General features: G+C 60.8%; 16 protein-coding genes and 1 pseudogene. 3 read left to right on the forward strand and 14 right to left on the reverse strand.

Annotation, left to right across the window (positions count from 1 at the left end; translation table 11 throughout):
* Positions 1–14: 14 nt before the first annotated feature.
* The 9 genes from catC to WA145_RS17905 all read right to left on the reverse strand — a co-directional run bounded on the left by catC (position 15) and on the right by WA145_RS17905 (position 9,187).
* Entirely contained in the window at positions 15–305 is a 291-nt protein-coding gene (gene catC / locus WA145_RS17865; protein ID WP_422582856.1) for a muconolactone Delta-isomerase, read from the reverse strand.
* Between the two features lie 17 nt (positions 306–322).
* On the reverse strand, positions 323–1,444 hold the full coding sequence (locus tag WA145_RS17870) for a muconate cycloisomerase family protein (protein ID WP_422582857.1): 1,122 nt from the start codon (positions 1,442–1,444) through the stop codon (positions 323–325).
* A gap of 69 nt (positions 1,445–1,513) precedes the next feature.
* On the reverse strand, positions 1,514–2,854 hold the full coding sequence (locus WA145_RS17875) for an MFS transporter (protein ID WP_422582858.1): 1,341 nt from the start codon (positions 2,852–2,854) through the stop codon (positions 1,514–1,516).
* 123 nt (positions 2,855–2,977) lie between these two features.
* Positions 2,978–3,742, reverse strand: a complete 765-nt coding sequence (locus tag WA145_RS17880) for a 1,6-dihydroxycyclohexa-2,4-diene-1-carboxylate dehydrogenase (protein ID WP_422582859.1) — start codon at positions 3,740–3,742, stop codon at positions 2,978–2,980.
* A gap of 100 nt (positions 3,743–3,842) precedes the next feature.
* Positions 3,843–4,853 carry a benzoate 1,2-dioxygenase electron transfer component BenC gene (gene benC, locus WA145_RS17885; RefSeq protein WP_422582860.1) on the reverse strand — a complete coding sequence of 337 codons (1,011 nt, stop codon included), beginning with the start codon at positions 4,851–4,853 and terminating at the stop codon, positions 3,843–3,845.
* Between the two features lie 92 nt (positions 4,854–4,945).
* Positions 4,946–5,434: a benzoate 1,2-dioxygenase small subunit gene (gene benB, locus WA145_RS17890; RefSeq protein ID WP_422582861.1), complete on the reverse strand. Its 489-nt coding sequence runs from the start codon at positions 5,432–5,434 to the stop codon at positions 4,946–4,948.
* Positions 5,435–6,796, reverse strand: a complete 1,362-nt coding sequence (gene benA / locus WA145_RS17895) for a benzoate 1,2-dioxygenase large subunit (protein ID WP_422582862.1) — start codon at positions 6,794–6,796, stop codon at positions 5,435–5,437.
* A 350-nt stretch (positions 6,797–7,146) separates the two neighbouring features.
* Complete coding sequence (locus WA145_RS17900; protein ID WP_422582863.1) at positions 7,147–8,103, reverse strand: AraC family transcriptional regulator; 957 nt, start codon at positions 8,101–8,103, stop codon at positions 7,147–7,149.
* A gap of 241 nt (positions 8,104–8,344) precedes the next feature.
* On the reverse strand, positions 8,345–9,187 hold the full coding sequence (locus tag WA145_RS17905) for an IclR family transcriptional regulator domain-containing protein (protein ID WP_422582864.1): 843 nt from the start codon (positions 9,185–9,187) through the stop codon (positions 8,345–8,347).
* Between the two features lie 383 nt (positions 9,188–9,570).
* Here WA145_RS17905 and dusA point away from each other — a divergent pair, with 383 nt between their 5' ends.
* Together dusA and tal are read left to right on the forward strand one after the other, a co-directional pair.
* A complete protein-coding gene (dusA, locus tag WA145_RS17910; RefSeq protein WP_422582865.1) occupies positions 9,571–10,566 on the forward strand; it encodes a tRNA dihydrouridine(20/20a) synthase DusA in 996 nt (331 codons plus the stop codon).
* A 41-nt stretch (positions 10,567–10,607) separates the two neighbouring features.
* Positions 10,608–11,534, forward strand: a complete 927-nt coding sequence (gene tal, locus WA145_RS17915) for a transaldolase (protein WP_422582866.1) — start codon at positions 10,608–10,610, stop codon at positions 11,532–11,534.
* A 57-nt stretch (positions 11,535–11,591) separates the two neighbouring features.
* Here tal and rssC read toward each other — a convergent pair whose 3' ends face one another.
* Positions 11,592–12,074, reverse strand: a complete 483-nt coding sequence (gene rssC, locus WA145_RS17920; RefSeq protein WP_108488407.1) for an anti-sigma factor antagonist RssC — start codon at positions 12,072–12,074, stop codon at positions 11,592–11,594.
* Between the two features lie 8 nt (positions 12,075–12,082).
* The gene (rssB, locus tag WA145_RS17925; protein ID WP_422582867.1) at positions 12,083–13,267 is read right to left on the reverse strand and encodes a two-component system response regulator RssB; all 1,185 of its coding nucleotides are present in this window, start codon (positions 13,265–13,267) and stop codon (positions 12,083–12,085) included.
* 214 nt (positions 13,268–13,481) lie between these two features.
* Here rssB and WA145_RS17930 point away from each other — a divergent pair, with 214 nt between their 5' ends.
* Positions 13,482–13,781 carry a PilZ domain-containing protein gene (locus tag WA145_RS17930; RefSeq protein ID WP_422582868.1) on the forward strand — a complete coding sequence of 100 codons (300 nt, stop codon included), beginning with the start codon at positions 13,482–13,484 and terminating at the stop codon, positions 13,779–13,781.
* A gap of 564 nt (positions 13,782–14,345) precedes the next feature.
* Here WA145_RS17930 and WA145_RS17935 read toward each other — a convergent pair.
* From WA145_RS17935 to WA145_RS17945, 3 genes and pseudogenes are all read right to left on the reverse strand, one after another.
* The gene (locus tag WA145_RS17935) at positions 14,346–15,110 is read right to left on the reverse strand and encodes an amino acid ABC transporter ATP-binding protein (protein ID WP_422582869.1); all 765 of its coding nucleotides are present in this window, start codon (positions 15,108–15,110) and stop codon (positions 14,346–14,348) included.
* Positions 15,111–15,121: 11 nt separating this feature from the next.
* Positions 15,122–16,219 (reverse strand): amino acid ABC transporter permease, encoded by a 1,098-nt coding sequence (locus tag WA145_RS17940; RefSeq protein ID WP_422582870.1) that lies wholly within the window; start codon positions 16,217–16,219, stop codon positions 15,122–15,124.
* A gap of 9 nt (positions 16,220–16,228) precedes the next feature.
* Positions 16,229–16,353, reverse strand: a pseudogene (locus tag WA145_RS17945) (amino acid ABC transporter permease); the annotation flags it as partial.

The following is a 16,353-nucleotide window of genomic DNA, read 5'->3' on the forward strand; positions in this document are numbered from 1 at the left end:
ATTGTTATCGGGGCTTAGCGGTCGTCGCTATGAATCGATGAGGGATGGCGGCAGACGCCGTCGATTTCGATATCCATATAGGGGAACAGCGGCAGCTGCAGCAGGGTGTCGTGCAGGGCCTCGACGCTTGCCACGTCGAACACGCTGTAGTTGGCGTAGTGCCCGGCGATGCGCCACAGGTGGCGCCACTTGCCTTCACGCATCAGGCCCTGGGCCAGGTCCTTCTCGTCGGCCTTGAGCTGGGCGGCCTGGGCCGCGGGCATGTCGGCCGGCAGTTTTACGGTCATCTTTACGTGGAACAGCATGGCGGTTTCCTCTCAGGTCACTTGCGGGCGAAGAACGCCAGGCGCTCTTCGTCCAGGGTCAGGCCAAGGCCGGGGGTGCGCGGTACTTGCAGGGCGAAGTCGCGGTACAGCGGCGGCTCGCTGACGATGTCCTCGGTCAGCAGTAACGGGCCGAACAGCTCAGTGCCCCAGGTCAACTGGCGCAGGGTGACGAAGGCATGGGCCGAAGCCAGAGTGCCGATCGCGCCTTCGAGCATGGTGCCGCCGTACAGGGCGATGCCGGCCGCCTCGGCAATTGCCGCGGTGCGCAGCACGGCGCGCGGGCCGCCGTTTTTGGCGATCTTCAGGGCAAACACCGACGCAGCCCCATCGGCGGCCAGGCTAAAGGCGTCCTCGACGCTCTCGATCGATTCGTCGGCCATAAGCGGTGCCGGGCTGCGCTGATTGAGGCGCACCTGCCCGGCGCGGTTGATCCGCGCAATCGGCTGCTCGATCAGGTCGATGCCGTTGTCGCCGAGCACCTGGCAAGCGCGGATGGCCTGGGATTCGTCCCAGCCCTGGTTGACGTCGACGCGCACACTGGCGCTGTCGCCCAAGGCCCGCTTAATGGCGATCACGTGCTTGAGGTCCTGTTCGACCGGGTTGGCGCCGATCTTCAGTTTGAAGATGCGGTGGCGGCGCAGGCCGAGCATCTGTTCGGCCTCAGCAATATCCTTGGCGGTATCGCCGGATGCCAGGGTCCAGGCCACTTCCAGGCTGTCGCGCACGCGCCCGCCGAGCAGCTCGCTGACCGCAAGGCCCAGGCGTTTGCCCTGGGCGTCGAGCAGCGCACTTTCCAGGCCGGACTTGGCGAAGCTGTTGCCCTTGGCCGCCTTGTCCAGACGCAGCATGCAGGCATTGATATTGGCCGCGTCCTGACCGATCAGCAGCGCGCCGAGGTGGCTGTCGATGTTCTGCTTGATGCTCTCCGGGCTCTCGTTGCCATAGGCCAGACCACCAATGGTGGTCGACTCGCCGATGCCTTCGATGCCGTCGCTGCAGCGCAGGCGAATCAGTACCAGGGTCTGGTTCTGCATGGTGTGCATCGCCAGCTTGTGCGGGCGGATGGTCGGCAGGTCGACGATGGTTGCCGACACGCTTTCGATCAGGACTTGGCTCATTTCAATCTTCCAGTCAGTCTCCCCTCCCCCATGTGTGGGAGAGGGGCCGGGGGTGAGTGCTAAAAGGCGTCAGGCCTTGGCCGCATTCAGCACCATGGGCGCGCTTTGCCGGCGCTTGGCGCTGATGGCGAACAGGCTCATGGCGATGGCAGCGATGCCACCGGGTACGGCGAAGGCGAGAAAATTCAGTTGCAGCGGCAGGTTGATGCCCATCAGTGCGCCGCCCAGCAGCGGCCCGACGATGGCACCGTTGCGGCCGATGCCCGAGGCCCAGCCGAGGCCCGTGGAGCGGATCGACAGGCCGTAGAACTGCGCGGCACCGGCGTACAGCAGAATCTGCGTACCGATGGTGGTAGCACCGGCGATAAAGATCAGGCCGTAGAGCAGCGGCGTCGGGCTCTTGAAGCCGAGCAAGCTGATCGACACGGCGGCGGCGACGAAGAAGGCCACCATCACCTTGCTCAAATTGAAACGATCACCCAGCCAGCCGCCGAGAATCGCCCCAGCCATGCCGCCAAAGTTCAGCGCCAGGAGGAACGACAGGCTCGACCCCAGGCTGTAGCCGGCGTTGGCCATCAGTTTGGGCAGCCAGGAACTCAGTGCGTAGACCATCAGCAGGCAGCAGAAGAACGCCAGCCACAGGCACAGGGTGCGCAGCGCGCGGCCGTCGCGGAACAGCTCGAATACCGCCACGCCCTGGCCCTTGGTGTCGCTCATCTGCAGCTGGTCGGCCGCGTCGATCTGCAGGCCCGGCTGGATTTTCTGTAGCACCGCACGGGCCTGCTCATGACGGCCCTGACGCACCAGAAAGCCCACCGATTCCGGCAGTTTCCAGAGGATCAGCGGCAACAGCAGCAGCGGCACGGCGGCGGCGAAGAACATCGACTCCCAGCCAAAGCGCGGCAGCATATAGATGCCCACACCAGCAGCGAGCATGCCGCCCACCGAGTAGCCGCTGAACATGATGGCCACCAGGGTGCTGCGCAGGCGCTTGGGTGCGTACTCGTTCATCAACGCCACGGCATTGGGCATCAAGCCGCCACAACCAAGACCGGCGATAAAACGGCAGATGCCGAACTCGCTCGGGCTACTGGCGAAACCGTTGATGATGGTGGCACTGGAAAACAGCGCAAAACAGATGGCGATGCCCTTCTTGCGGCCGATCTTGTCGGCCAGGGTGCCGAACGCCAGGGCACCGAACATCATGCCAAACAGTGCGTAACTGCCCAGCGCGCCGGCCTGCAGCGGGGTCAGGCCCCACTCCTGCATGATCGACGGCAGCACCACGCCGTAAATAAACAGGTCGTAGCCGTCGAAGATCAGCAGCAGCGCGCAGAGCGTCATAACCATCCAGTGGAAGCGGCTAAAACGCGCGTTATCGATGACCTGGTGTACGTCTATCTGTCGCATGGCATCGGTTCTCTCTGTTGTTTTTGTTGTGAAAAGCTCAGGTGAAGCCTTGGTAGGATGGGTTGAGCCGTAGGCGATACCCATCGATGGGTATCGCTGCGCTCAACCCATCCTACGAAGCCGTTAGCCCAGATCGCCGCCGCCCACCGGCAGGGTTACGCCGGTGATATAGGAGGCCTCGTCCGAGGCGAGAAAAAGGATGGCACCGACCTGCTCGTCGATGCTGCCGTAGCGCTTCATCAGGCTGCTGGCCAAGGTCTGATCGACAATCTGCTGATACCAGCCCTTCTCCTCGGCGCTCTGTTCAGCGGCGTTACGCGGGATGCGCCGTGGCGGTGCCTCGGTGCCGCCGGGGGCAGTGGCGTTGACGCGAATGCCGCGCTCGGCGGTTTCGAACGCCAGGCAGGCGGTCAGGGCATTCACCCCACCCTTGGCCGCGCCGTAAGGCACGCGGTTGACCCCACGGGTGGCGATGGAGGAAACGTTGACGATGGCGCCACTGCCCTGTTCCAGCATGTGCGGCAGCGCGGCGTGGCAGCACCACAGGGTGGGGAACAGCGAGCGACGCACTTCTGCTTCGATCTGCTCGCTGGCGTAGTGCTCGAACGGCTTGGCCCAGATGGTGCCACCGACGTTGTTGATCAGAATGTCCAGGCGGCCGAAACGCTCCACCGCAGCCTGCATCACGCGTTGGCAATCGATGGCCTGCTCCAGGTCGGCGGTCAGGCACAGCACCGCTTTATGCTCGGCCAACTCGAACACCAGCTCGGAGCGGTCCACCGCCACCACCTGGGCGCCCTCCTCCAGCAGCCGCTCGGCAACCCGGCGGCCGATGCCCTGGGCGGCGCCGGTGACCACGGCGACTTTGTTTTGGAAACGCATCTTCATAGTTCCGACCTCAATCAATACGTGCTGTCTGTAGGAGCGGGATTGCCCGCGATGCCAGCAACACCTTCGCGGACAAGTCCGCTCCTACAAGAGCGAGGCTTCAGGCGCTGGCGGCAAACTTCTCGTAGTAGAAATTGGCCGGGCTGATGCCCTGCTCGCGGATATAGCTGCTGACCGCCTCGACCATTGGCGGCGGGCCACACAGGTAGATGTCCACCTCACCATCATTCAGGTGCAGGGGTTCGATGTGCTGGGTGACGTAGCCCTTGTGCGGATAGCTGCTATCCGGGTTGGCCACGCAGGCGCTGTAGGTAAAGTTGGGGATGTGCGCGGCCAGCGCTTCGAGCTTGTCCATCTCGACCAGGTCGAAGTCGTTGGTCACCCCGTAGACCAGGTGCAGCGGATGCTGGCTGCCCTCGGCGGCGATCTTCTCCAGCATCGCGGTAAAGGGCGCCAGGCCCGTGCCGCCGGCCAGCAGCAGCAAGGGTCGCTTGATCTCGCGCAGGTAGAAGCTGCCCAGGGGGCCGGCCAGGGTCATGCTGTCGCCAGGCTTGGCCAAACCGGTGAGAAAGCTGCTCATCAGCCCACCCGGCACGTTGCGGATCAGAAAACTGACTTCGCCGTCCTTCTGCAGGCTGCTGAAGGAATAGGCGCGGGTCTGCTCGCTGCCCGGCACTTTAAGGTTGACGTACTGGCCCGGCAGGAACGCCAGCTGGTTGAGCGCCTCGCCCTTGATCGACAGGGCGATGGTGCTGTCGGACAACTGGCGCACCGCACTGATCGCCGCCGCGAAGCTGGCCTGCTGGGTCTTGCACACTTCGCTGGATGCTGGCACACGAACCACACAGTCGCTCTCGGCGCGCATCTGGCAGGTCAGCACATAGCCCTGCTCGGCTTCGGCCTCACTCAGGGCGTCCTCGATGTATTCCTCACCGAGGTCGTACTGGCCGGCTTCGGCGAAGCATTTGCAGGCCCCGCAGGCCCCGTCGCGGCAATCGAGCGGGATATTGATGCCCTGGCGATAGGCCGCGTCGGCGACGGTTTCGCCGAGCTTGGCGTCGATAAAGCGGGTAACCCCGTCTTCGAAATTAAGGGCGATCTTGTGGCTCATGGCACACCTCGCTGAAGTAGTTCTGGCCGATGACGACGAGCAGAGGATTGACGCGGGAAGCCATGCCTCCCGCCGGCAACCCTGCCGCGGATTCAGATGTGATAAACATCGATGATCTGGCGCACGTAGTCGTTCTTCAGCACCACCTTCTTGGCCTTGATCAGCGGGTTGGGCCCATTGCAGTCGAGGGTGTAGAAGCTGCTGCCGTAGAAGTGATCGACGGTCTTGTAACGAAAGCTCAGGGTGTGCCAGTTAAAGCGCACCTTGGTCAGCCCATCGCCCTGCTCAACGATCTCGATGTTGTTGATGTTGTGCGAGGTGCGGGTGTCCGGAATGGTCGCACTGGAGCGCTCGGTTCGGATGCGGAACACCCGGTCTTCCAGGCCGCTGCGGTTGCCGTACCAGATCAGCGAGATCTCGGTCTGCGGGTTTTCCACCAGTTCGTCCTTATCGTCCCAGGCCGGCATCCAGAATTCGGCGTCCGGGGCATACAGCTCCAGCCACTCGTCCCATTGCTTGTCGTCCAGGTAGCGCGCCTCGCGGTAGAGGAAGTCGCGCACGGCATCATAGGTCAGGCTCATTTACGCGCCCTCCACGTGGATCAGCTGGTCCTGCTGCTTGTGCAGCGCCTTGATCATCTGCTGCTGCCAGTAGTGGTGCTGCAGCACGAACAGGCCCTCGTCCTCGGTGCGCACACCGCTCATCAGCGGGTGCAGATCGATTTCCTTGGCCGACTCGTCGGCGCCATCGACCCAGTGCTTGGCCCCGCGCGACATGTCATTCCATTCCATGGCGCGACCGGCGAAGCCCTGCTGACAGGCGCGAAACTCTTCCAAGTCATCGGGAGTGGCCATGCCGGAGACGTTGAAGAAGTCTTCGTACTGGCGGATGCGGCGAGCCCGGGCCTCGGCACACTCGCCCTTGGGTGCGATGCAGTAGATGGTCACTTCGGTCTTGTCCACCGACAGCGGCCTGGCGATGCGCAGCTGCGAGCCGAACTGGTCCATCAGGTACAGGTTGGGGTACAGACAGAGGTTGCGTGAATTGCCGATCATCCAGTCGGCGCGGGCTTCGCCAAACTCCCCAGCCAGACGCTCACGCTCGGCGAACAGGGGACGGTCCTCGGGGTTGTCCCAACGGGTCCAGAGCAGCAGGTGGCCGTTCTCGAAGGAGTAGAAACCACCGCCCTTCTTGCCCCAACCGCCGGCGCTCATGGCGCGAATGTCGTCGCCGGCTTCTTTCAGTTTGCGCTGCTGCTGGGTGGCGGCGTAGTTCCAGTGCACGGCGGTGACGTGGTAGCCGTCGGCACCGTTCTCGGCCTGCAGCTTCCAGTTGCCCTCATACACATAGGTGCTGGAGCCGCGCAGTACTTCCAGGCCTTCGCTGGACTGGTCGCAGATCATGTCGATGATCTTGCGCGACTCGCCAAGAAACTCTTCCAGCGGTGCGACGTCATCGCTCAGGCTGCCGAACAGAAAGCCACGGTACGACTCGAAGCGGGCGATTTTCTTCAGATCATGGGAGCCGTCGCAGTCGAAGCTGTCTGGATAACCGGCTTCCTTGGGGTCTTTGACCTTGAGCAGTTTGCCGTTGTTGTTGAAGGTCCAGCCATGGAACGGGCAGGTATAGGTGGCCTTGTTGCCGCTCTTGAAGCGGCAGAGCATGGCACCGCGGTGGCTGCAGGCGTTGATAAAGGCATTCAGCACACCGTCCTTGTTGCGCGCAATAAAGACCGGCTGACGCCCCATGTGGGTGCTGTAGTAGTCGTTCTTCTCGGGGATCTGGCTTTCATGCGCCAGGTACAGCCAGTTGCCCTCGAAGATGTGCTGCATCTCCAGGTCGAACAGGCGTGGGTCGGTGAACATCTCCCGCTTGCAGCGGAAAATGCCCTGTTCTTTATCTTCTTGCAGCAGGCCGTTCAGGTAGTCGAGTCCCAGGTTCATCGCCATGGCTCCGTTGTTATTGTGTCAACGGTATGAAGGCTATGCCTCGGGACTGTCCGACAATATCCAGTTAGCGCAGAACCTTTATCCGTTTTCTGCAAAAGCCGGGACGGCTTTCTGAAAAAGCCGGTGTGGCTCGAGCAACGTCGTAAAGGTCAGTAAATACGCGGCCCGCAGACGTTCGCGCAGAGTCAGAAAGGCCCAGGATGGGCGTACTAGAGGGCGTTGCAAGATTGGATGGCCACAGCCTGGAAAACCGTGAAGCGTTTTCCACCTATGCCCGAGCGGCGCGTTGGAGAGCGGTGGACAAGCTTCGCGTTGTCCACCCTACCTCGGCAGAGGGTGGGTATTCAGGACTCGCGGCGACGTAGGGTATCGGACGGCAACTCACCAAAGGCGCTCTTGTAGCTCTCGGAGAAGCGTCCGAGGTGAAGAAAGCCGTAATCCAGCGCCACTTCGGTGATATTGCGCACCCGTGAAGCCGGGTCACTCAAGCTGGAATAGATTTGCTCCAGCTTCTTCTGGCGGATAAAGCTTTTCGGCGTGGTGCCGGTGTGCCGCTCGAACAACGCATAGAGCGAACGCGGGCTGCTGTGGGCCAGCTGGGCCAGCTGCTCGACGCTGATGTCCTGTTTCAGGTTGTCCTCGATAAACTGCAGGATCCGCTCGAAACTGGCAGCGCCCTGCTCCGGCACCATTCGACTGACATTGTTATCCAGCAGCGTCAGCAGCTTGGTGGCGATGATGCGGGTGTACTGCTCCTGCACCTGTTGCACCGTCTGCGCACTCTCGGCCTCGCTGCACACCAGTTGCAGCAGACCGGTGAAACCCTCCAGTTGCTGCAGGCTATGCCGCGATTTGAAGCGCACACCTTCGGCCGGGCGCTGCCACTGGCTGTCGCGGCAGGTCTTGTCGAGCAGGATCGACGGCAGCTTGACGATAAATTTCTCGCAGTCGTCGGAATAGGTCAGATCGACCGGATCATCCGGGTTGATCAGCAGCAACTCGCCCGGGCTGAAATAGTGCTCCTCACCATGCCCACGCCACAGGCAATGACCGCGCAGCAGCACCTGCAGGTGGTAGATGGTTTCCAGCGCCGGCGAGGTCACCCGCACACTGCCGCCATAGCTGATACGGCACAGATCCAGGCTGGCGAACTTGCGGTGATTGAGCGACGCCTCGGGATGACCGATGGTCGGCAGGCGGATAGCGTGACTGCCAACGTGTTCATTGACATAGCTGGACACCGCATAGGGGTCGGCACGGTCGAACACGCAACTCGCAGCGCTGAGCAGGCTACTGTCCATCAACTAGGCACTCACTTTGTTGTTATGTCACTGCGCACAGTTTCGGCGCAGTTCTTTATCAGGCTATAACTGATTCTATGCGCGCCAGAGCGGTTGCCCGCAGCGGCTGGATAAACGGTCGCTAGAGGCGTCAGGCAACACCTGTGGCAAACGGTCTGGCAGTATGCAGGGCCAGACAGGCGACTCAATTCAACCTTTAGCCAAGTGTGCGATTAACGCACGCTGCTTGTGGCTAAACGGCTCAGTGGAACAGCCGCGTGCTCAGTTCCTGACTGGCTTCCAGCAGCACCGGCAGGTAGCGCGATTCCAACTCCTGACGCGATACGCGGCTGACATGGGTGCCGACATTCAACGCGGCCAGCACCTGGCCGGCGGAATCCTTCAGCGGTACGGCCACCGAACGCAGGCCGATCTCCAGCTCCTGATCGATGATCACCCAGCCCTGCTGGCGGATCTCGGCGATATTCGCGCGCAGGCCCTCGACCGTATGCAGGGTGCGGCTGGTCTTGACCTGCAGGTCGGCATGCTCCAGGTAGTCGTCCAGGGCCAGGTCATCCAGGCCGGCCAGCAGAATACGACCCATGGAGGTGCAGTAGGCCGGCAGCCGGCTGCCAACGCTGAGGTCCACCGAGATCAGCCGCTGCGGCGTGGCGGAACGGGCGATATAGAGAATCTCGTCGCCTTCCAGGGTGGCCATGGAACAGGCTTCATGCAGCTGCTCGCTGAGGCGGTCGAGAATCGGTTGGGCGGTGACCGCCAGCGGCGTCGACGACAGGTAGGCATGGCCCAGGGTGAGCACCTTGGGCAACAGCGAATAGGTGCGCCCGTCGGTGGTGGCGTAGCCCAGCTTGATCAGCGTATGCAGGCAACGACGCACGGCGGCGCGGGGAATCTCGGTGCGGTGGCTGATCTGGGCGATGGTCAGGTGACGCTTGCGCTCCTGAAACGCGTGGATCACCGCCAGACCGCGGGCCAGGGAAGTCATAAAGTTCGGGTCGCCGGTCAGCGCCTCGATACGTTTGGCCGGCGAGGCGACGATAGGCGGTGCCAGGGTCGAGAGTGGCAGACGGGGCTCTTCGCTCATGATTATTGTCCTGTGCATGCTCCGAGGCGGAATAAAGTCGCGGAATTTGGCGATTATCGAACAGCAGTTCGATAATCGCAATTAGCCTTTGAGCAGCTGACGAAGCATCAGCATTGGGCAAATCGTGCTCGAAGATTTTGATTGCGGTGCCACCCTTGAGAGTAAAACGGGCTTCCTTGGCCAGGGTTGGCAGAATATCCAGCAGCAACTGAACACCAATGCACCACCCTTCCAACGCCTCGCCTCGGCGACCTTGGGGGCATGTGCAATCAGTGCGCGGGGTGACACACCTGTATAATGCCCCGCTCGTGTCCCCAGCTCGCCCCTCGTGTGCACGAGGTGTGCACTCAAGCGGCGGAATCAAGCAAAATGACGGTCTAAAATTGCAAAAAAATATATTAAATCAAAGCCTTATAAGCCGAAGGTTTTCCGTCGCCCCGATGATGGATTGGACTGATCGCCACTGCCGCTATTTCCTGCGCCAGCTGTCGCGCCACGCCCTGCTCTACACCGAGATGGTCACCACCGGCGCCATACTGCATGGCGATGCCGCGCGCTTTCTGCGCCATAGCGCCGCCGAGTACCCACTGGCCCTGCAACTGGGCGGCAGTGTGCCGGAAGACCTAGCGGCCTGTGCCAAGCTGGCGCAAGAGGCTGGCTATAACGAGGTCAACCTTAACGTGGGCTGTCCGAGCGATCGGGTGCAGAACAATATGATCGGCGCCTGCCTGATGGGTCACCCGCAGCTGGTGGCCAATTGCGTCAGTGTCATGCAGGATGCGGTGGATATCCCGGTAACGGTAAAACACCGCATCGGTATCAACGGTCGCGACAGTTACGCCGAGCTGTGCGATTTCGTCGGTACGGTGCGCGATGCTGGTTGTCGCAGCTTTACCGTGCATGCGCGCATCGCCATTCTCGAAGGCCTGTCACCCAAGGAGAACCGCGAGGTACCGCCACTGCGCTACGAGGTGGCCGCGCAGCTCAAGCAGGACTTCCCGGAGCTTGAGATCATCCTTAACGGGGGGATCAAGACCTTGGAAGAGTGCCAGCAGCACCTGCAGACCTTCGACGGCGTGATGCTGGGGCGCGAGGCCTACCACAACCCCTATCTGCTAGCCCAGGTCGACCAGCAGCTGTTCGGTGCGAGCAGTCCGGTGCTGAGCCGCTTCGAGGCCATGCAGAGCATGCGCGGCTACATCGCCGCGCACCTGGCCGAAGGCGGCAGCATGCACCATATAACCCGCCATATACTCGGCCTGGCCCAGGGTTTCAATGGCGCGCGGCGCTTTCGCCAGCTGCTTTCGGTGGACATCCACAAGACCAGCGAGCCCCTGGCGCTGTTCGATCAAGCGGCGCAATTGCTGCAAGGGCGCTGACTCGGTTAAGGTCGCTGCATCTGCAACGACAAGGCGCTGTCATGACCTCCAAGCTGGATCAACTCAAGCAGTTCACTACTGTGGTCGCCGATACCGGCGACCTCGATGCTATCGCCCGCCTGAAACCGGTCGATGCCACCACCAACCCTTCGCTGCTGCTGAAAGCCGCAGCCATGCCTGGCTACAGCGAACTGCTGAAAAGCGCAGTCACCGCCAGCAAGGGCGACCTCGGCCTGGCCTGCGATCAGTTTGGCGTGGCAGTGGGCGGTGAAATCCTCAAGATCATTCCCGGGCGCATCTCCACCGAGGTAGACGCGCGTCTGTCCTTCGACACCGAGGCTACGCTGCGCCGCGCCGAGCGCCTGATTGGCCTGTATGAAGAAGCCGGCATTGGCCGTGAGCGGGTGCTGATCAAGATCGCCTCGACCTGGGAAGGCATCCGCGCTGCCGAACAGCTGGAAAAGGCCGGCATCCAGTGCAACCTGACCCTGCTGTTCTCTTTCGCCCAGGCCCAGGCCTGCGCCGACGCCGGGGTGTTCCTGATCTCGCCCTTCGTCGGACGCATCTACGATTGGTACAAGAAGGCCGAGGGCCGCGACTATGTCGGCGCCGAGGACCCTGGCGTGCAGTCGGTGACGCGTATCTACAACTACTACAAGGCCAACGCTTACCAGACCGTGGTAATGGGCGCGAGCTTCCGCAATATCGGCCAGATCGAACAACTGGCCGGCTGTGATCGACTGACCATCAGCCCCGAACTGCTGCAGCAACTGGCCGATGATCAGCAGCCACTGGCGCGCCTGCTCAGCCCGGGCAAGGCTGCCGAAGCCAAGCAAAGCCTGAGCGAAAGCCAATTCCGCTGGGCCATGAATGAAGACGCCATGGGCACCGAAAAGCTGGCTGAAGGTATTCGCCTGTTTGCCCGCGATCAGGAAAAGCTGGAAAAACTGCTGACCGCCCAAGCCTGAATGGCCTAAATGCAAACGGGGCGCTCAATGAGCGCCCCGTTTGTTTAGTGAGTCGTATCAGTGGTGTTCGAGGGCATTGACCAGGTCATGAAAGGCTTCGCGATTAGAGTCGTTAAGCCCCATCAGAATACGGTGCGCCTCGAGCACCTTGGCGCGCACCAGCTCTTCCGATTGATCCTGCGACGGCAGATCATCCAGACAATCCGGACACGGCACCGGCGTGTCGACGATATTGAATACCTGATCAAAACCCATCGATTGCAGCAAGCGAGTGATATCGGCGTGGGTGGTCACCACCGTCGGCAACAGGCCGATCTTCTGCCGAGACAGAATCGACAGCTTGGCCAGCAGCCCAAGGGTCGTGCTGTCGATACTGCGGGTCTCGGTCAGATCAATCACGATGGCTGAGAAATTCAGCGCGGTGAAGATTTTCTCGATGGTCGCATCCAGGGCCGAACACAGCGTCAGGCGCACTTCGCCGACAAATTTCAAGATGAACGTGCCATCTTGCTCGGCAAACTGGATTCTACCGGGGCTTATCCCAGGGTTCATGCAAGGTTCCTGCTTAACACCAGCAAGGCAATATCATCCGGCATATCCCTCAGATTGGCCAGCCCAAAAGCCTTGCGCAAGCCATCCAGGGTGCCGCCCGCGGAGCTGACCAGTTCGGGTAACAGGGCTTCCTTGTCTTTCAAGGTATCGCCCGGCAGCAGATCAAGGATACCGTCGGAGAGCAGCGTCAGACTGAAGGTCGCAGGCAACTCAAGCTGCAGATCATTGTATTGCGCCTCGACAAACAACCCGACCGGTAAACCGCGGCCTTGCAGATAGTGCGCCTGACCCTCGCTGTAGAGCACCGGCAAAGGCAGATGACCGCCAATGCTGTAGGTCAGGCGATTGTTTTCCAGGTCGATCACCCCGCCGAGCATGGTCACATGCTTGCCCAGCTTGCAGTTGATCAGGCCACGGTTGATATGGCCGAGCACCTCAGAGGGTTTGAATTCGGGCAGCTCGCCACCACGGCGCGACTCATAGAGCAAGCGCGTGGTCATAAACTTCAGCAATACGGTAACAAAGGCCGAAGAAGCGCCATGACCGGACACATCAGCCAGATAAAAGCCAATACGGCTGTCATCAACACGGAAATAATCGACGAAGTCACCGGAGAGGTACAGGGACGGGATGATCTGGTGCGCGAAAGTCAAGCCATCAGCCTGCCAGGGCGTCACCGGCAACATATTCATCTGCACCTGGCGGCCGGCGTTCTGGTCTTCCTGCAACAGGTGCAGGCTGGCCTGCAGTTCGCGGTTGGCGGTTTCCAGCTCATCGCGATAGCGCTGGTTTTCCAGGCGCAAGTTAGCGCGATCCAGCGCACGACGCACCGAATGCTCAAGCACGGCAAGATCCGCCAGGGGTTTGATCAGGTAGTCGGCAGCGCCCAAACGTAATGCTTCGACCGCATCGCTCATCACGCCTGCACCGGACACCACGATTACCGGAGTTTCCACTTGCAGGGCATTAATCCGGCGGATCAACTCAAGACCATCGACCTGCGGCATGCGCAGATCACAGATCAGCAAATCCGGCGACTCGGCCTGAAAGACCTCCAGCCCCTGCAGGCCATTGGCGGCTTGCAGCACATGAAAACCACTGTCTTCCAGGTAGGCTGCGAGGCTCGCACGCACTACGTCGTCGTCGTCGATTATCAGCAGCGTGGCACTGGTTTTGTGCATGAGGTATCCAGGCAAACTGCGCCGGGTGTGGGTTGGCTTATGCGTAAGACTAGCGGCCTGTACGCGCGAACTCGGCTTGCTTCAAGGCGCTGACGGTACTCCCATCCGTAACCTGATTCAAGCGTGCGCCAGTCGTCGTAACATGACTTTACACCTCAAATCGGCCAAGGTTATAAGAGCTGCAGGACAGCCCCTATAACAAGAGGAAAAGCCCATGAGCCAGAATGATCGTGCCTACAGCGAGAAACGCGATTACATCCGCATGCGGTTGGAGGCCCCCGTCACCGTGCATCATGACGGTAAGGAAATTCCTGCGCTGTGCCTCGACCTGTCCAGCACCGGCATGCAGCTGGAAGCTGAAAGCGCGTTGCAGATGGGCGACAAGGTACGTATCCATATTGCTTCGGATCACAACGAATTACGCGGCTTGGACGCGCAAGCGGAGGTGGTGCGCGTTGGCACGATGGAGGATGGTCGCCAGGCCCTGGGACTAGCGATTATTTCCATGAGCTGATCATGCCCATAGAGGAAAAAATCGTCAGGTTGGGCTAGTGCCTTTCAACTAAACCCGTTGCCTTGGGCTTTGGCGGGGTGGCAGCAAAATCCGGTGCTTGTTTTTAAGCATCGGATTTTCGTGGCACTGCGTCGTGCATTTACCCTGAGTCATAACGCTGCCCGTGCCGTTTATGACCCGACCAGCCAGGGCACTCTGGCTAGCGGTCCTGGTTAATATTCTGGCCTTTGCCCGAAGGCCGCCGTTGCTCACAGATGATCAGGCCCAAACCATCCAAGCCCCAACCACAAATACAAAGGCTCTGTCCCACTGTGTTGCAGACCGCTTTTGTGGGTGTGTTACGGCGCATTGAAAGCCAATGGATGGGGTGAATGCCGCAAACCCGCCATGAGCGGGCGCGGCCTAACCCACCATGGCGGTCTAGCGGAAAACCGCAATGCTGGGTTACTTGGCGCCCCAATGGCGTGGCGCCCCATAACCACCCCTCCTGCGCCGCCAACCCAGCCTACAAAATCGGCCTGCAACACATAATGGGTACATCGCCTTTTTTATTGCGGCTGAAACTCAGTGAATGATCTGACTGAGGAACAGCTTGGTGCGCTCGTTCTGCGGGTTGGTGAAGAAGGCGTTGGGTTCGTTCTGTTCCACGATCTCGCCCTTGTCCATAAAGATCACCCGGTTCGCCACGGTGCGGGCAAAGCCCATTTCGTGGGTGACGCAGAGCATGGTCATGCCGTCTTCGGCCAGGCCGATCATGGTATCCAGCACTTCCTTGACCATCTCCGGATCGAGGGCCGAGGTCGGCTCGTCGAACAGCATGATCTTCGGCTTCATGCACAGCGCACGGGCAATCGCCACGCGCTGCTGCTGACCGCCGGAGAGCTGTCCTGGGAACTTGTGGGCCTGCTCCGGAATACGCACACGCTCAAGAAAGTGCATGGCAATTTCTTCGGCCTTGCGCTTGGGCATCTTGCGCACCCACATCGGCGCCAGGGTGCAGTTCTGCAGCACGGTCAGGTGCGGGAACAGGTTGAAGTGCTGAAACACCATACCGACTTCACGACGCACCGCTTCGATGTGCTTGAGGTCGTGGGTCAGCTCGGTGCCATCGACCACGATGCGCCCTTGCTGGTGTTCTTCCAGACGATTGAGGCAGCGGATAGTGGTCGATTTGCCCGAGCCGGACGGCCCGCACAACACGATACGCTCACCGGCCTGCACATTCAGGTTGATGTCTTTGAGCACATGGAACTGACCGTACCATTTGTGCACGCCCTGCATCTGGATCATGCCGTCAGCAGGCGCAGGCTGTTTGTTTGCTTCACTCATTTGGTTAGCTCCTAACGCTTGTGGCCGGTGTCCAGCTTGCGCTCCAGATGTTGGGAGTAGCGGGACATACCAAAACAGAAAATCCAGAAAATCAGCGCGGCGAACACATAGCCTTCAGTGGCCATGCCCAGCCAAGCCGGATCGGTGGTGGCTTGTTTGATGCTGTTGAGCAGGTCGAACAGGCCGATGATGATCACCAGGCTGGTGTCCTTGAACAACGCGATAAAGGTGTTAACGATGCCGGGGATCACCAGCTTCAGGGCTTGCGGCAGAATCACCAGGCCCATCATCCGCCAGTAGCCCAGACCCATGGCCGCAGCGGCCTCGTACTGGCCCTTGGGAATCGCCTGCAGGCCACCGCGCACCACTTCGGCGATATAGGCCGACTGGAACAGGATCACCCCGATCAGCGCGCGCATCAACTTGTCGAACGACAACCCTTCGGGCAGGAACAGCGGCAGCATCACCGAGGACATAAACAGCACGGTGATCAACGGCACCCCGCGCCAGAACTCGATAAAGGTCACGCAGATCACCCGGATCGCCGGCATGTCCGAACGTCGTCCCAACGCCAGCAGGATGCCCAGCGGCAAGGCGCCGGCAATACCGACTGCGGCGATCACCAGGGTCAGCATCAGGCCGCCCCACTGGCTGGTCGACACGGTCGACAGACCGAAGAAGCCACCGTGCAGCAGCCAATACGCCAAGACTGGGTAAACCACCAAAAAGGCCAGGCCATACAACGCCTTGCGCGGCATCTGCGGTACGAACAGCGGCGCAGCACCGATGATTGCCAGCCACAGGGTGCTATCCACCCGCCAACGCAGTTCAGTCGGATAGAAACCGTACATAAACTGGCCAAAACGCTGCTGCACAAACACCCAGCAGGCGCCGCCACTGGTGCAGTCGGCACGGGTGGTGCCGGTCCAGTCCGCATCGATCAATGCCCACTGAATCAGCGGCGGCACCATCAGCCACACCAGGTACGCGGCGAACAGCGTCAACAGGGTGTTGAACCAGCTGGAGAACAGGTTGGCACGCAGCCAACCAACCACACCGACGCTGAGCGCGGGTGGCGGTAGATCAGGTTTGAAGGTATGAGTTTGCATGGCTGCTCCTTACCGCTCGATCAGCGCAATGCGCTTGTTGTACCAGTTCATCAGCATGGAAATGCTGATACTGATCGCCAGGTACACACTCATGGTGATGGCAATCACCTCGATCGCTTGCCCGGTCTGGTTGA

Source organism: Pseudomonas sp. (assembly GCF_049301935.1).
Lineage (GTDB): Bacteria > Pseudomonadota > Gammaproteobacteria > Pseudomonadales > Pseudomonadaceae > Aquipseudomonas.

Coding starts and splice junctions, on each gene's coding strand:
- benC (WP_422582860.1), bottom strand. CDS start 4,853: ATGAGCCACAAGATCGCCCTTAATTTCGAAGACGGGGTTACCCGCTTT.
- benA (WP_422582862.1), bottom strand. CDS start 6,796: ATGAACCTGGGACTCGACTACCTGAACGGCCTGCTGCAAGAAGATAAA.
- catC (WP_422582856.1), bottom strand. CDS start 305: ATGCTGTTCCACGTAAAGATGACCGTAAAACTGCCGGCCGACATGCCC.
- WA145_RS17880 (WP_422582859.1), bottom strand. CDS start 3,742: ATGAAGATGCGTTTCCAAAACAAAGTCGCCGTGGTCACCGGCGCCGCC.
- WA145_RS17930 (WP_422582868.1), top strand. CDS start 13,482: ATGAGCCAGAATGATCGTGCCTACAGCGAGAAACGCGATTACATCCGC.
- tal (WP_422582866.1), top strand. CDS start 10,608: ATGACCTCCAAGCTGGATCAACTCAAGCAGTTCACTACTGTGGTCGCC.
- rssB (WP_422582867.1), bottom strand. CDS start 13,267: ATGCACAAAACCAGTGCCACGCTGCTGATAATCGACGACGACGACGTA.
- WA145_RS17935 (WP_422582869.1), bottom strand. CDS start 15,110: ATGAGTGAAGCAAACAAACAGCCTGCGCCTGCTGACGGCATGATCCAG.
- WA145_RS17870 (WP_422582857.1), bottom strand. CDS start 1,444: ATGAGCCAAGTCCTGATCGAAAGCGTGTCGGCAACCATCGTCGACCTG.
- benB (WP_422582861.1), bottom strand. CDS start 5,434: ATGAGCCTGACCTATGATGCCGTGCGCGACTTCCTCTACCGCGAGGCG.
- WA145_RS17900 (WP_422582863.1), bottom strand. CDS start 8,103: ATGGACAGTAGCCTGCTCAGCGCTGCGAGTTGCGTGTTCGACCGTGCC.
- WA145_RS17875 (WP_422582858.1), bottom strand. CDS start 2,854: ATGCGACAGATAGACGTACACCAGGTCATCGATAACGCGCGTTTTAGC.
- WA145_RS17940 (WP_422582870.1), bottom strand. CDS start 16,219: ATGCAAACTCATACCTTCAAACCTGATCTACCGCCACCCGCGCTCAGC.
- WA145_RS17905 (WP_422582864.1), bottom strand. CDS start 9,187: ATGAGCGAAGAGCCCCGTCTGCCACTCTCGACCCTGGCACCGCCTATC.